The organism is Streptomyces fradiae ATCC 10745 = DSM 40063 (genome assembly GCF_008704425.1).
Taxonomy (GTDB): Bacteria; Actinomycetota; Actinomycetes; order Streptomycetales; family Streptomycetaceae; genus Streptomyces; species Streptomyces fradiae.
The window spans coordinates 2,981,217-2,995,464 of record NZ_CP023696.1 but is presented as its reverse complement, the minus strand read 5'-3'; the positions used below and the strand labels follow the sequence as shown (position 1 = coordinate 2,995,464).

Annotated in this window: 15 protein-coding genes; 9 read left to right on the top strand and 6 right to left on the bottom strand. The window is 73.2% G+C overall.

Translation table 11 applies throughout. The features are described from left to right. The first annotated feature begins 240 nt into the window (after positions 1-240). Positions 241-1,161: a DUF3027 domain-containing protein gene (locus CP974_RS13190; protein WP_031136851.1), complete on the top strand. Its 921-nt coding sequence runs from the start codon at positions 241-243 to the stop codon at positions 1,159-1,161. Between the two features lie 401 nt (positions 1,162-1,562). On the opposite strand, the gene CP974_RS30850 is transcribed toward CP974_RS13190, so the two are convergent. Continuing rightward, the gene (locus tag CP974_RS30850) at positions 1,563-1,946 is read right to left on the bottom strand and encodes a cold-shock protein (protein WP_031137235.1); all 384 of its coding nucleotides are present in this window, start codon (positions 1,944-1,946) and stop codon (positions 1,563-1,565) included. Positions 1,947-2,074: 128 nt separating this feature from the next. On the opposite strand from CP974_RS30850, the gene CP974_RS13180 reads away from it, so the two are divergent. Next, positions 2,075-2,332 (top strand): hypothetical protein, encoded by a 258-nt coding sequence (locus CP974_RS13180; RefSeq protein WP_031137233.1) that lies wholly within the window; start codon positions 2,075-2,077, stop codon positions 2,330-2,332. Here CP974_RS13180 and CP974_RS13175 read toward each other — a convergent pair. Together CP974_RS13175 and CP974_RS13170 are read right to left on the bottom strand one after the other, a co-directional pair. Next, positions 2,302-2,925, bottom strand: a complete 624-nt coding sequence (locus CP974_RS13175; protein WP_031137231.1) for an HAD family hydrolase — start codon at positions 2,923-2,925, stop codon at positions 2,302-2,304. The two genes, CP974_RS13180 and CP974_RS13175, sit on opposite strands and share 31 nt — an antisense overlap. 244 nt (positions 2,926-3,169) lie before the next feature. Further along, on the bottom strand, positions 3,170-5,221 hold the full coding sequence (locus tag CP974_RS13170) for a HelD family protein (RefSeq protein ID WP_031132910.1): 2,052 nt from the start codon (positions 5,219-5,221) through the stop codon (positions 3,170-3,172). A 408-nt stretch (positions 5,222-5,629) separates the two neighbouring features. On the opposite strand from CP974_RS13170, the gene CP974_RS13165 reads away from it, so the two are divergent. From CP974_RS13165 to CP974_RS13150, 4 genes are all read left to right on the top strand, one after another. Further along, positions 5,630-6,373, top strand: a complete 744-nt coding sequence (locus tag CP974_RS13165) for an ABC transporter ATP-binding protein (RefSeq protein WP_051839583.1) — start codon at positions 5,630-5,632, stop codon at positions 6,371-6,373. Next, on the top strand, positions 6,370-7,344 hold the full coding sequence (locus CP974_RS13160) for an ABC transporter permease (RefSeq protein ID WP_031132906.1): 975 nt from the start codon (positions 6,370-6,372) through the stop codon (positions 7,342-7,344). The genes CP974_RS13165 and CP974_RS13160 overlap by 4 nt, the downstream gene beginning before the upstream one ends. Further along, the gene (locus CP974_RS13155; protein WP_031132904.1) at positions 7,341-8,162 is read left to right on the top strand and encodes an ABC transporter permease subunit; all 822 of its coding nucleotides are present in this window, start codon (positions 7,341-7,343) and stop codon (positions 8,160-8,162) included. The genes CP974_RS13160 and CP974_RS13155 overlap by 4 nt, the downstream gene beginning before the upstream one ends. A 144-nt stretch (positions 8,163-8,306) precedes the next feature. Beyond that, entirely contained in the window at positions 8,307-8,516 is a 210-nt protein-coding gene (locus CP974_RS13150) for a hypothetical protein (RefSeq protein ID WP_031132902.1), read from the top strand. Between the two features lie 91 nt (positions 8,517-8,607). Here the strand turns inward: CP974_RS13150 and CP974_RS13145 are convergent, their stop codons facing one another. Both CP974_RS13145 and CP974_RS13140 read right to left on the bottom strand, forming a co-directional pair. Beyond that, positions 8,608-8,820, bottom strand: coding sequence for a DUF397 domain-containing protein (locus CP974_RS13145; protein WP_031132900.1), 213 nt, complete (start codon positions 8,818-8,820; stop codon positions 8,608-8,610). Next, positions 8,817-9,647 carry a helix-turn-helix domain-containing protein gene (locus CP974_RS13140; protein ID WP_031132898.1) on the bottom strand — a complete coding sequence of 277 codons (831 nt, stop codon included), beginning with the start codon at positions 9,645-9,647 and terminating at the stop codon, positions 8,817-8,819. The genes CP974_RS13145 and CP974_RS13140 overlap by 4 nt, the downstream gene beginning before the upstream one ends. A gap of 138 nt (positions 9,648-9,785) precedes the next feature. Between CP974_RS13140 and CP974_RS13135 the strand changes: the two genes are divergently transcribed. Further along, complete coding sequence (locus CP974_RS13135) at positions 9,786-10,028, top strand: hypothetical protein (protein ID WP_031132896.1); 243 nt, start codon at positions 9,786-9,788, stop codon at positions 10,026-10,028. Beyond that, positions 10,028-10,411: a hypothetical protein gene (locus tag CP974_RS13130; RefSeq protein WP_031132894.1), complete on the top strand. Its 384-nt coding sequence runs from the start codon at positions 10,028-10,030 to the stop codon at positions 10,409-10,411. Before CP974_RS13135 ends, CP974_RS13130 begins: the two co-directional genes overlap by 1 nt. 202 nt (positions 10,412-10,613) lie before the next feature. Here CP974_RS13130 and CP974_RS13125 read toward each other — a convergent pair whose 3' ends face one another. Next, entirely contained in the window at positions 10,614-12,254 is a 1,641-nt protein-coding gene (locus CP974_RS13125) for a DNA repair helicase XPB (RefSeq protein WP_031132892.1), read from the bottom strand. 27 nt (positions 12,255-12,281) lie between these two features. Here CP974_RS13125 and CP974_RS13120 point away from each other — a divergent pair, with 27 nt between their 5' ends. Next, positions 12,282-13,922: a recombinase family protein gene (locus tag CP974_RS13120; protein WP_140160766.1), complete on the top strand. Its 1,641-nt coding sequence runs from the start codon at positions 12,282-12,284 to the stop codon at positions 13,920-13,922. Positions 13,923-14,248: the final 326 nt, after the last annotated feature.

Sequence of the window (14,248 nt, the reverse complement as noted above, 5' to 3'; positions counted from 1 at the left end):
GACTTGGGGCGGCCATGTGGGCGGCAGGCGGTTGAGGGGGTAGCGTGCGTAGCGCGCCACCGGCGGAAAAGGTCTCGGCCACGCGCCTCTTCGGCATCCCGCAGAATGGATGACATGAGGTGTGCCCGAGCACGTCGGGCGCGGACGTCGATGCGGTCCCCGGGTCCGCTCCGTCCGCCGCCCGTGCAGTCGCGCATCGGCCGGCGCACCGTTAAGACGGCGTAGGAGAGAAGCGAACCTGTGAGTGCTGCGACGACGCGAAGCCGTGCCCGGCGTGCCCCGGCCCTGGACCGCCTGTGCGCCGAGGCGGTGGACCTCGCCCGCGAGGCCGCCGAGGAGGCGGCGGCGCCCGGCGTCGTCGGCGAGTACGTGGAGGCGGTGCCCGAAGGGGACCGGGTCGTCACGCACTTCTTCGAGTGCGCCGAACCGGGCTACCGGGGCTGGCGCTGGGCGGTGACCGTCGCGCGGGCGTCCCGCGCCAAGAACGTCACCCTGGACGAGACCGTCCTGCTGCCGGGGCCGGACGCGCTGCTGGCGCCCGAGTGGGTGCCGTGGAGCGAGCGGCTGCGCCCCGGTGACCTCGGGCCGGGCGACCTGCTGCCGACCGAGGCCGACGACCTGCGTCTGGAGCCCGCCTACACCGGCGAGGACGAGCCGCTGCCGGACTCGGCCGTGTCGGAGGAGATGACGGAGCGGGCCGACGCGGAGGACGCCGAGTTCGTCGTCTCCACGCCGTCGCGGGGCGCCATCGCGGCCGTCGCGGAGGAGCTGGGCATGCGCCGGGCGCGCGTGCTGTCCCGGTACGGGCGGAACATGGCGGCCGACCGGTGGGACGAGGCGTTCGGCGCGAAGACGCCGATGGCGCAGGCGGCGCCCGCGTCGTGCGTGTCGTGCGGCTTCCTGATGGCGATCGGGGGATCGCTGGGGCAGGCGTTCGGGGTGTGCGCCAACGAGTTCTCGCCGGCGGACGGCCGGGTCGTCTCCCTGGACTACGGGTGCGGCGGCCACTCCGAGGCGGCGGTCATGCCGAAGACGCCCCGGCCCGCGGGGCCCGTGCTGGACTCGATGGCGACGGACGAGTTCCCGCTGCACCCGACGCCGTCCGCCGGCTCGGTGCCCACGGTCGCGGACCCGGCCTCCGAGGACCTCGGCCACTCCTGACGCGCCCCGGCCCGGTGGCCCGCCGCGCCCGCCGGGCACCGGGCGACCGCGCCCGGCCGGCCCCGCCACCGGGCGACCGCGCCCGGAAGCGGGGCGCGCCACCCGGGGTGCGCGGGGTGGTACGGGACGGCGGTACGGACGGCCCTTCGGCGCCGGGCCACCGCGGACCCGACCCGCCCGGACCCACCGCAGACCCGACCCGCCCGGACCCGCCCGGACCCGTCCCGGCCCGCCACGCCCGCCGCCACGCGCCCCGGCCCAAGCGCGTCCCGGCACGCACACACCCCCGCACGCACACACACCCCCGCACGCACGCACCCCGCACGGGGGCGGGCCGCCGCAGGGGCGGCCGCGTGTCACCCGTACGGGGAGCGGGAGGCGCGGGGGGAGATCCGGAAGGGTCAGACGTCGAGCTGGTCCGCGACCGCCCGCAGCAGACCGGCGATCTTCTTGCCGTGCGCCTTGTCGGGGTACCGGCCCCGCTCCAGCATCGGCGTGATGTTCTCCAGCAGCGTCGTCAGGTCCTGCACGATCGACGCCAGCTCGTCCGGCTTGCGCCGCTGCGCCGCCGCCACCGACGGGGTCGGGTCGAGGACCGTCACCGACAGCGCCTGGTCGCCGCGCTGCCCGGCGACGACGCCGAACTCCACACGCTGGCCCGGCTTCAGGCCGTCGACTCCGGCAGGGAGCACCGACGAGTGCACGAAGACGTCGCCGCCGTCGTCGCGGGAGAGAAAGCCGAAGCCCTTCTCGCTGTTGAACCACTTGACCTTGCCGGTAGGCACGTCCTGTCCTCGTCCTCGTACTCGATGGGTCCGCGCTGGGCGGCTCAAGGCGTTAAGGCTAATGGTCCCGGCCCCCGTGACAAGACGCCGCCGGTACGTTCCCCCGGCCGGGGAACTACCCTGGCCGAATGCGTAGTGAAACCCACGCGGACGGCGCCCTCCCGGGGGACGGGCTCATTCGGGTCGGAGCGGTCCTGTTCATCATCGGCGCGATCGCCACGCTCGTCACCGTCGCGCCGCTCTTCCTGGGGACCGACCCGTTCCCCACGTTCGTGTACCTGGTGGCGATGCTCATGGGCGTCGGCTTCCTCGTCGCCGGCGCCGGAGTGCTCCGCTCCATCGCCGCGCAGCGGCGTCAGGCCAGAGAGGCCGCGCCCTCCGCGTAGGCCGCCCACCAGGCCGGAAAGGCCGTCAGATCAGGCAGGACGACATCCGCGCCGGCCGCGCGCAGGGCCTCCTCGTCGTACGGTCCCGTCGCCACCGACACGGCGAGGGCGCCCGCCGCGCGGGCGCCGCGGATGTCGCCCAGGTGGTCGCCGACGTACACGGTCGCGTCGTGCTCGCGCAGCGCCTCCGCCTTCGCCTCGGCCCACAGCCAGCCGATCACCGCGTCCGGTTCCAGGCGGAGGTGCTCGAGGTGCAGTTTGGCGTGCGGCTCGTTCTTCGCGGTGACGACGACGCTCCTGCCGCCCGCCGCGCGAACGGCTTGAATCGCATCCCCCGCGCCGGGCAGCGCGAGGGACGGCGCGATGGCGTGTGTGGGGTAGATCTCACGGTACGCGGCGACCATCTCCGGAATGAGCTCCTCCGGGAACCAGTGCGCCAGCTCGTGCTCGAGCGGCGGCCCGAGGCGGGAGACCGCCAGGTCGGCGTCGATCCACACCCCCGTGCGCGCCGAAAGCTCCCGGTAGGTGGCGTGGATACCGGGGCGGGAGTCGATCAGGGTCATATCGAGGTCGAACCCGACGGTGAGAGGCATGCCCGCATTCTGCCCCGAGCCGCCATTCGCGTGCCGCCTACATGTAGCTCGCCTTCTCGCCTTCGGCCGGAATTCGTCCGCCGGTCCCCGGCCCTTCGGCCCGGCGGCGGCAGGGCGCCCCCACACCGCCCCCACACCGCCGCCCCCACACCGCCAGCCCCTCCGGCACCGGCCCGCGCGCACCCCACGACCGGGCGCCCCAAGCCCCCCGCCCAACCTCTGCCCCCGCCCCCGCCCCCGCCCCTCACCCCGCGAGCTGCTCCGGCAGCGGCGCGGCGTGCACGACCTTCAGGCCCGAGACCGCCCGTGTCAGGGCCACGTACAGGCGGCGCAGGCCCATGCGGTCGTCCGGCTCCGCTGCGACCACCGCCGACGGCTCGTCCAGCACCACGTAGTCGTACTCCAGGCCCTTCGCCAGCGACGCCGGGACCAGCGTCAGCCGCACGTCCGGCGTGGTCTCCTCGCCCGGCGACAGGAACGGCACCCCGGCCGCCCGCAGCGCCTCCTCCAGGGCGGGGACGCGCGGATCGGCGGCGATCAGCCCCACGGAGCCCTCCTCCCGCAGGAACGCCGCGCACGCCCCGAGGACCTCCGCGTCCCGCCGCTCGGCGGCCACCCCCCGCACCTCCAGGGAGCCCGGGTTCTCCCGCACCGAGCGGACCTCGGCGAGGCCCGGCGCGATGTGCGGCAGCAGCCGGGAGGCGTACGCGATGACCTCGCGCGGCACGCGGAAGCCGGCCGTCAGCTCCTCCACCAGCGCGTCCGGCTTGCCCAGGTGCGCCAGCGCCTCCGCCCAGCCGCGCGTCGCCCACGGCGTGGTGCCCTGCGCCAGGTCGCCGAGCACGGTCGCCGAGCCGGTCGAGCAGCGGCGCCCCACCGCCCGGTACTGCATGGGCGACAGGTCCTGCGCCTCGTCCAGGACGACATGGCCCAGCGACGGGGTGCGGGCCACCAAGTCGGCGGCCTCGTCGACCAGGACCGCGTCGGCCGGCGACCACCTCGCGGACCTCACGCTCCTGGGCGGCCTGGCCCACAGGACGGCCTTCCGCTCGTCCTCGTCGAGGACGCCGTCCGCGTGCTCCGCCAGGAAGGCCGGGTCCGACAGCAGGCGCAGCACCAGCTTCGCCGGGTCGACCGGCGGCCAGATCGCCTTGACGGCGGCCTTCACCGCCGCGTTGCGCGCCACCTGGTCCTGCACCCGGTCGTCGGGGGCCTCCCCGGCGGCCTCCATCCGCACCAGCACGGCGTGCGCGATGCGCTGCGGCAGGGCCTCGCGGGCGGCGCCGTACCGGATGTCGCGCGCCAGCAGCTCGGTGACGATCTCCTCCACCTCATAGGCGGGGACCCGCCACCGCCGCGACCCGCGCACCACGATCACCGGCTCGGTCGGCAGGGTGACGTGGGAGCGGACGGCGCGGCGCAGGACCTCCGCCATGCGCGCGTCGCCCTTCACGACGGCCGCCGCCGGGTCGTCGGCGCCGCGCACCTCGACGTGCCCGCCGACCAGGTCGTCCACGGTCGCCTGCCGCACCTCCAGCTCACCGAGGGCGGGCAGCACCTGCTCGATGTAGCGGAGGAAGGAGCGGTTCGGGCCGATGACGAGCGTGCCGGTGCGGGCCAGGCGCTCCCGGTGGGCGTAGAGCAGGTAGGCGACCCGGTGCAGGCCCACGGCGGTCTTGCCGGTGCCGGGGCCGCCCTGCACGCACACCGTGCCGGACAGCCCGCCGCGGACGATCTCGTCCTGCTCGGGCTGGATGGTGGCGACGATGTCCCGCATCGGGCCGACGCGCGGCCGCTCGATCTCCTGCTGGAGCAGCCGGCTGACGGTCTCCGCCTCGGCGGGGTCGGTGAGGTGCTCGTCCTCGTACGCGGTGAGGTCGCCGCCCGTGTACCCGAACCGGCGCCGCAGCCGCACGTCCCGCGGGTCCCGCCGGGACGCCCGGTAGAACGGCTGCGAGACCGGGGCGCGCCAGTCGATCACCATCGGGTCGCCCTGCGCGTCGTGGACGTGCCGCCGCCCGATGTAGAACCGGCCGCCCTCCTGGGTGGTGGGCAGGTAGTCGAGCCGCCCGAAGAACAGCGGCGTGTGCGCCAGGTCGGCCAGGGCCTTGACGCGGTCCTCGATCTGCCGCTCCAGCACGGCGGCGTTCACCCAGTTGGCGGTCACGTCGCGGATGTCCAGCGCCTCCACGTCCTCCCGCATGGCCCGCAGCGCGGCGCGGGACGCGGCGAGGTGGGCCCGCTCGCGGTCGAGGGGGCCTGGGACGGGGTCCGGGGTGGGAGCGGTCGCGGACATGGCGGTGCCTCCGGGCGCTTGGCGGGGTCGGTCGACGAGGGGCCGTCCGGTTTCCGACCGGAGGGCGGCGCTCCCGACGGGGGAGGCGGGCAAGCCGGAGAGTGTAATGAGGCTCCGGAGGGTCACGCGAACCGTTTTCCGGGAGCCCGCGTCGGCGCCGCCGGGGCGGGCACGGCAACGCGCCACACCCGTGCGGATGAGCGAGTGTTCCGGCCAATCACCGGCCGGCGAGTGGTGGGCGGCGCCCACCGGCTCCCATGATGGCGGCAGCCGAACGCCGAGCCGCCGGAAGATCCGCGGCGCGTACCGGGAACGGGCCGGGGAACGACCGACACCGCCCGCAACCGCCACCCCACCCTTCCCCGTCGGCCCTCCGCACCGCCACACCACCACCGAGGCAGCCACTCCGTGACGTTCCACGAGCAGGAGCGGCAGGCCGTACTGGCCTGCCGCTCCGTCAGCAAGACCTACGGTTCGCAGACCGCCGTCTCGGACGTGACGCTGGATGTGGCGCCCGGCGAGGTGGTCGGGCTCCTCGGCGCCAACGGGGCCGGGAAGACGACCCTCATGCGCATGGCCTGCGGGCTGGTCAAGCCGACGGCAGGGGCCGTACGCGTTCTCGGCGAGCAGCCGCCGTACTCACCCGCCGTCGCCCGGCAGGTGGGCGCCGCCCTGGACACGCCGGCGTTCTACCGGTGGATGACCGGGCCCGCCCAGCTGCGCAGCCTGCTGCACTCGTCCGGCCTGCCGGACCGGGGCGAGCCGCTCGCCGCGCTCCGGCGCGTCGGCCTGGAGGACGAGGCCCGCAAGCGCATCCGCGCGTACTCGCAGGGCATGCGCCAGCGCCTCGCTCTGGCCGCCGCCCTGATGCGCGGGCCGCGCCTGCTGGTCCTGGACGAGCCCACCAACGCGCTGGACCCGCACGCCGTGGTCATGGTCCGCGAGCTGATCCGCCGCGAGGCGGAGAGCGGTACCGCCGTCCTGGTCTCCAGCCACCAGCTCGACGAGGTGCAGCGGGTCTGCGACCGCGTCGTGGTCATGGACCGGGGCACCGTGGTCGCCAGCGGAGCACTGGACGAGATCGGCCTGGGCGGGGCCGAGTCGCTGGAGGACTGGTTCTTCCGGATCAGTGGGCACAAGGGGTCCTGGTGACGATCTGGCACGTGCGCGCGGAGTTGCGCAAGACCGCCCTGCGCCCGCTGACGCTCCTGCTGTTCGCCCTCCTGAGCGTCGGCTGTGTGACGACGGCGTTCTACGCCCAGGACTACTGGTCGGGCACCGTGCAGCGGGCCCACGAGAGTCTGCGGAACATCGAGAGCGGCGAGTCGTACCGGAGTTGTCTGGAGCTCAATCCGAAGCTGGGGCCCGAGTACTGCACCAGGACCGGGGAGAGGGAGCGGCAGCTCAGCGAGGAATGGGTGGCCGACTCACGTGAGAAGGCCGCCGAGGCCGCGCGGGCGCAGACCGTGCCCGGCGCCTTCGGCTGGGCCGCGCAGGCGTTCGCCTCCTTCCCCGGCCTTGTGGTTCTGGTACTCCTAGCCGCGCAGTCGATGGGCGGCGAGTACGACAACCGGACCGCCGGGAACCTCCTGCTGGCCGACCCGCGCATCCGGGCGCACATCGGGGCCAAGGCCGCCGCCCTGTGGCTCACCACGACCGCGGCCCTGTGTTGCGCCGGAGCGGCCGTCGCCGTGTTCGGCCTGGTGAAGGGGCGGCCGGACTACCCGCTCCACGCGTTCCACCTCCCGCCGGGAGAGGATCTGCTGCAAGGGCTGCGCCTCGTGGGCGGGGCGCTGGTCGTCACCGCCGTCTGGAGCGTCGTCGCCGTCGCGCTCACCGCCCTGGCGCGCAGCCAGGCCGGCGGGATCGCGCGGTCCGGGGCCCTGCTCGTCCTGCTCATGCTCGGTTCGGGCGCCGCCTGGCTGTGGGGCTGGCTGCCCGGCGGCATCGTCGCCGACGTGATGGCCTTCCACCCCGGCGACGTGCTGTGGAACGTCTGGTGGGGCCCGGAGCCCGTCAGCACCGTCCCCTCGCTCCTTCGGGCCCTGCCCACGGTCCTGGTCACCGCCCTGGGGATCTGGTGGATCACGCGCGCCGCCCAGCGCGGGAACGAGGTCACATGACCGGGTGGTCCGGCTGGTACGCCGAGCTGCGCAAGGCCGCGCTGTCTCCGGTGGTCCTCCTCACGGCCGCCGGGGCCGTGCTCGCCGCGGCGGCGATGGCCCTGTACGGCTACCGGAACGCCTACCGGCACTTCAGGGACGGCGCCCCCGCCACGTACCTCGACGAGCCGGCGGGAGCCATGTGGGCGGCGGCCCAGCACTCGGGGACCTTCCTCGGCCTGGTCGTCGCCGCCGCGCTGGCGAGTGCCCTGTACGCGGTCGAGTGCGAGTCCGGTATGTGGCCGTCCCTGCTGGCGAGCCGGCCGGGGCGGGCCCGGCTGATCGTCCTGAAGGCGGTGGTCGCCCTGCTGCTGACGAGCGCGTTCACGGTCGTCCTGGCCACCGTGCTGTTCGCCGCGGGCCGGACGGCCGCCGGGGTGACGGGCTTCGCCACGGGCGACGGCCCCGGCTGGGGGGCCGCCGCGCAGGCCGTGGCCAGGTCCCTGGTGGTCCAGGCCCTCTTCGTCGCGGTTGCGTTCGCGGCGGCCGCCCTCACCCGCAAGGTCGTGGGGACGATGGCGGGCGCTCTCGGGCCCGTGGTCGTGCTCGCCCCGGTCGTCGGCATCGACGGCATCACCCCGCTGCACCCGCAGACATGGGTGGCCGCGTGGCTGCGGCTCCCGGAGGAAGCGCAGTACGCCCTCTACCTGTGGACGAGGGAGCCTTCTCCGGGGACGGGCGCGCTCGGCGTGGAAGCGCTCCTGGCCCTCGCCGCCGTCCACGTCGGCGTCCTGGCGCTCGCCGCCAGGGGTGACCGGCTGTTCCGCCCCGCCGACTGAGGGCCGTGCCGGGGGTGGGCCGGCCGATACGCGGGGCGTACGTCCCGTAGGGGACGCCGTATGCCTGGAGTCGTACGCGGGCGTGCGGGGGTTTCCGCCTGCAAGGTGATGAGGGTGGGGGGCTCCGGGCAGCAGCATGGAGGCATGAGTACAGCGACCTTCACCCCCGCGACCCGTACCGGCCCCCGCACCCCGCAGGCGCCCGGCGCCGGGACACGGCCCGTACCGCCGGTACCGCCCGCGTCCGGGTTCGGCGGGGCGCTGCGCGCGGTGCGGGTCTTCACGGCCGCGGCGTTCGGCGTCGCGGTCCTGGGCGACTACGACGCGGACGCGGCGGGGGTCAGGCGACGCTGACCCGGCGCGCCGCGCGGCGCTGTGCGGAGCGGACCCGAGGCGGGCGCCACCGCCTGGTCTCCACCGGCGGGACGCCTCGCCCGGATCAGGGTCAGCCGTGCCGCTTGGCTAGCTCCACGAGGCCGGTGAAGGCGCCGCGGCCCAGGGTCAGCCGGGGGCCGTCCGGGTTCTTGCTGTCTCGGACCAGGAACTCGCCCGTCGCGCGCGCGTGGCCCGGCGCCCATTCGACGCACTGGCCCCCGTCGCCGCCGCTGTAGGTGCTCTTGACCCAGCGCGGGGGCTGGGGGACGGAAGTGCTGTTCATGTGGCGTGGTCCTCCGTGATCTGGCGAATCAGGGTCAGCGACGCGTCCTCGGAGAGCGCCGCCATGCGGAGCCGGTCGAACATTCCGACTGCCCCCGCCACCACGCTAGTTGTGTCGTCCATCTGACCGCCATGGGTGGCGCTCTCGGTGTAGACGGAGTGTGGCGCCCCGCTCGAGGAGAGCAGGGTGAACGGCAGATGACTGGGTGCCGCTCCCGCCGAGTAGGGCAGCACCTGGACCGTGATGTGGGGGGACGCCGTCAGCGCGGTCAGGTGCTCCAACTGCGCGGTCATGACCGCCCGGCCGCCGACACGGGTGCGCAGGACGGCCTCGTGGACCACCACCCACAGGAGTGGAGGCTCGTCGCGTTCCATGACCGCCTGGCGCCTCATTCGCAGCTCCACGCGCTCTTTGATGGTGTCCTCCGACTCACGCGGGTGAGCGGCGCGGAAGACGGCCGTGGCGTACTCCGCAGTCTGCAACAGCCCCATGAGGAACGTGCACGAGTAGTCCGTGATGGCGCTCGCGGACTCCTCCAAGGTGACGTACGGTACGAACCACTCCGGGTGCCCCTGCTTGCTCAACTTGGCCCGCAGACGCGCGTACACGCCCGGCGTTCCCGCCACCCGGTCCATGGCCTCCGCGAAGGCATCCGACGCGAGTACGGTGCCGTTCTCGACCTTGCTGACCTGCGCCTGCCGGTAGTGCAGCCGCTCCGCGAACCTCTCCTGGGACAGTCCGAGGGCCTCCCGCAGCGCCCTCGTCTCCTCCCCGAAGTACGCGGCACCGTTCGCGGGGCCCCGGGCCTGGTCGGCGGCTTCGCTCACCTGTTCAACTCCCTCGCATTCCACCTGCGTTGGCATGGGTCCAGACCTGGCGAGCGTAAGCACCCGGCCGTCATCGTGTGAGCGGAAGGTCACGCAGAGCACGCGGACGAGCGACCAACGGTGTACGGAGTGGCAGGCATGGCGAGGACGGACGGGCAGCGGCGGACGGACGACAGGGTCCAGGAGGCCGAGAGGGCGTGCGACGAGCTGGGCGCGGCGCTGAAGGCGGTCGGGGTGTGCCTGCCGTCCCTGGGGCTGGACCCCGTCTCGTGCGCCGGGTCCGCCCCGCTCGGGCTGATCGAGCTGGGGCGCTGCAACGTGGAGACGGCCCGCGCGCTCGCCGCCGTACTCCGGGCGCGGACGGCGGGGGGTGCGCGGTGATGTTCACCCCGGCCGTGGAGCGCCCGTGGCGCGACGCGTGGCCGCTGGTGGCGCGGCCGGGCGACGGGAACCCTTGGAACACGGGGATGTGCTGGCTGTTCTGCCGCCGCACGGGCGTGGCCGTGCTGTGGGTCGGTTCGGTGACCACGCCGGGTGCGACGGGGAACGTCTACGCCTGCGGTCCGTGCCTCGCCGAGCTGGACCACATGGTCCGCGCCCAGGCGTACGAACGGGACGGAGGAGACGGGGAGCGGACGAGGCGGGCCGCCACGCTCGCCGTACCCGCGTACGTCGCCGTGACCGGCGGGTGTGAGCACCGGACGACCGAGCACCGCGGCGGGAAGACGTACTGCCGTGGCTGCGCGCGGCAGATCTACCTGTGAGGCCGCGCCCCTGCGGCCCGAGCGGTGGCGCCCGCCGTCCGGTTCCACCGGTGGGGCGCGCCCCGCCTGGGCCGTGCCCCGGCCGTACGCGCGGCCCGCAGGCGCAGCAGGGGTGGGCGACCACCGGCTCGCTCGCGGGCACCGCGACCGCACGGCGAACCGCCGGGGCCGTGGGCGGCAGCCTGCCTGTGCCGCGGCGGGTCTACGCCTCGCTCAGCAGGTCGCTCGCGTCCATGATGCGGTACGCGTAGCCCTGCTCCGCCAGGAAGCGCTGGCGGTGGGCCGCGAAGTCCTGGTCGATGGTGTCCCGCGCCACCACCGAGTAGAAGTGCGCCTGGTGGCCGTCCGCCTTCGGCCGCAGCACCCGGCCGAGCCGCTGCGCCTCCTCCTGGCGCGATCCGAACGTGCCCGACACCTGGATCGCGACCGTCGCCTCCGGCAGGTCGATGGAGAAGTTCGCGACCTTCGAGACGACCAGCACGCTGATCTCCCCGTTCCGGAACGCGTCGAACAGCTTCTCCCGCTGCGCGTTCGGCGTCTCGCCCTTGATGACGGGCGCCCCCAGGTGCTCGCCCAGCTCGTCGAGCTGGTCGATGTACTGGCCGATCACCAGGATCTGCTGGCCCGCGAACTTCCGTACGATCGCCTCGGTGACCCGGCGCTTCGTGTCGGTCGTCGCGCAGAAGCGGTACTTCTCCTCCGTCTCCGCCGTCGCGTACGCCAGCCGCTCCGACTCCGTGAGGTCGACGCGCACCTCCACGCAGTCGGCGGGCGCGATGTACCCCTGCGCCTCGATCTCCTTCCACGGCGCGTCGAACCGCTTCGGGCCGATGAGGGAGAACACGTCCGACTCGCGGCCGTCCTCCCGTACGAGCGTCGCCGTCAGGCCGAGGCGCCGTCGCGCCTGGAGGTCGGCGGTGAACTTGAACACCGGCGCCGGCAGCAGGTGCACCTCGTCGTAGACGATCAGGCCCCAGTCGCGGGAGTCGAACAGCTCCAGGTGCGGGTAGACGCCCTTCCGCTTCGTCGTCAGCACCTGGTACGTGGCGATGGTGACCGGGCGGATCTCCTTGCGCGTGCCGCTGTACTCGCCGATCTCGTCCTCGGTGAGCGAGGTGCGCCGCACCAGCTCGTGCTTCCACTGCCGGGCCGAGACCGTGTTGGTGACGAGGATCAGGGTCGTCGCCTTCGCCTTGGCCATGGCACCCGCCCCGACGAGGGTCTTGCCCGCGCCGCACGGCAGCACCACGACGCCCGAACCGCCGTGCCAGAAGCCCTCGACGGCCTGCTGCTGGTAGGGGCGCAGCGCCCAGCCCGACTCGTCCAGGTCGATCCGGTGGGCCTCCCCGTCGACGTACCCGGCGAGGTCCTCGGCGGGCCAGCCCAGCTTGAGGAGGGTCTGCTTGATCTGGCCGCGCTCGGAGGGGTGCACGGCGACCGTGTCCGGGTCGATGCGCTCCCCGACCAGCGGCTTGATGCGCTTCGACCGGAGCACCTCCTCCAGGACGGGGCGGTCGGTGGAGGTGAGGACCAGCCCGTGCACCGGGTGCCTGCTGAGGGTGAGCCGCCCGTACCGGGCCATCGTCTCCGCCACGTCCACCAGCAGCGCGTGCGGCACCGGGTAGCGGGAGAACTCGACGAGGGCGTCGACGACCTGCTCCGCGTCGTGCCCGGCGGCGCGCGCGTTCCACAGGCCGAGCGGGGTCACCCGGTACGTGTGGATGTGCTCGGGCGCCCGCTCCAGCTCCGCGAACGGGGCGATGGCGCGGCGGCAGGCGTCGGCGCGCTCGTGGTCGACTTCGAGCAGGAGCGTCTTGTCGCTCTGGACGATCAGGCAGGACACACATACCTCCGCAGATAGGATCGTCGCGTGACAGACACCACACCTGCCACCGCTACGGCCCGGGCCTTGCCCCGTGCCCGTCGCCCGAAGGGCGTCTCAGCCAATGCGCCAGGAATGCGCGCGGCCATCTATGTCCGCCTTTCGCGGGAAACAGAAAACTCTACCTCGCCCGAGCGGCAGCGTGCGGCCTGTGAGGCACTGTGCGCGGCCCGTGGCTGGCAGGTCATAGCCGTCGAGGAGGACATCGACGTCTCGGGCTACTCGCGCGGCCTGGACCGTCCCGGGCTTCAGCGGATACTGGCCCGCCTCGCCGAGTTCGACGTGATCGTGTTTTTCAAGATCGACCGCCTGGCGCGCTCCACGGTGGACTTCGCGGAGATCATGAAGGTCACCCAGGCGGAGAGCGTGGCTCTCGCGTCCGCCAGTGAGCCGCTGGACCTCACCTCTTCCATGGGGCGCGCCATGGCGAAGGTGATCGCGGTCTTCGCAGAGCTGGAGTCCGACACCATCGGGATGCGCGTCTCCAGCGCCCATGAACACCTGCGGCGGGAGGGCCGCTATACGGGCGGCAGGGTGCCGTACGGGTACCGGGCGGCCCCCAACCCTGAAGGTGCGGGGAAGATCCTGGAGGTCAACCCCGAGGAAGCGAAGACGATTCACGAGATCGTGGAACGGGTCCTCAACAAGGACTCGCTGCTCAAGATCGCAGTGGACCTCACGGAGTCCGACAAGCCCTCGCCCGGCCACTCGTCGCGGCAGACCACGGGCAAGCGCAGCGACTCCAAGCGGTGGTACCCCTCCACCTTGCGCAGCCTTCTCGGCAACCCTCAGTTGCTGGGGCAGGTGATCGAGGACGGCAAGCCGATCCTGATGACGGACGGGCTGCCGCTGGTCAACCGCACGCCGATCCTGGACATGGACACCTGGCAGGCGTTGCAGGACGAGCTGAGCCGGCGAGCCAATCCGGGCGACCGGCGACGCGAGGGAACGGCGCTGCTGCGGGGGATCGTCTACTGCGCGGTGTGCCACAACCGCATGTACACGTACGTCGCCAAGGGGCGCATCCGCTATCGGTGCATCGGCCGGCTGAAGGCCCGGCAGGCAGGCGCGGAGCTGACTTGCTACGGCGTGAGCATCGCCGGTGAGGGCATGGAACAGCACGTCACGGCGCTGTTCCTGGAGAAGTTCGGCGCCTTCCCCGTGGTGCGCATGGTGGAGCACGTGGGCGAGGACTTCCGCCCGCAGATCCGGCAGGCCAGGGAAGCGCTGGAGGACCTGGAGAAGGACCGGTACGACCGTGGCCTGTTCAAGGGTGAGGAGGGTGCCACGAGGTACGCGGCTCAGTACGCCAAGCTGGAGGAACGCTTGGCTTCGCTGAACGAGAAGCAGCGCACCGCGAAGCCTGCGGGCGTGGAGACGGTTCCGACCGGCCGGACTCACGCACAGCTCTGGAAGGACGCGGACACGGCGGGCAAGCGCGATCTGCTGCTGAACGCGGGGGCGTACGTCGAGGTCGGCATGTCCCGCAAGGGCGGCCCGAGATTGGACACTTCCCGCCTCGCGGTCTACTTCGGCGAGGACGGCGAGATCCGCCGGGCGGACGCCGACGGCAAGGACGTCGAAGCGGTCGTACAGCGCGCAGCGGCTCAGACGCTTGAGCTGTTCTGAGCTCTCCTGGCGACTGTTCGCGGCCCGTTGCTGGGGAAGCCCTGGCGGCGGGCCGTCCGCGCTCCCAGGGGGTGCCGCCGGTTTGCTGCTCTCTCAGCGGCAGGGTGATGACGGAATGACGGTTTTCCCTACTTTTTTGATTGCACATAGAAAAATAAGAGAAAAACAGACCAAGGGCTCGATCCGTCATTGCGCCATCGCAGCCCTGCGCCACTGAGGGTGAGCCACGCACGCTGCGCGTGTGGGAGTGGGCGGTCGGAAGCCAGAGCCGCATCCGTTTGCGTGCGAGGGGGTGGGCGGTGGCCCCCTTCAACCCTTGACCAGCG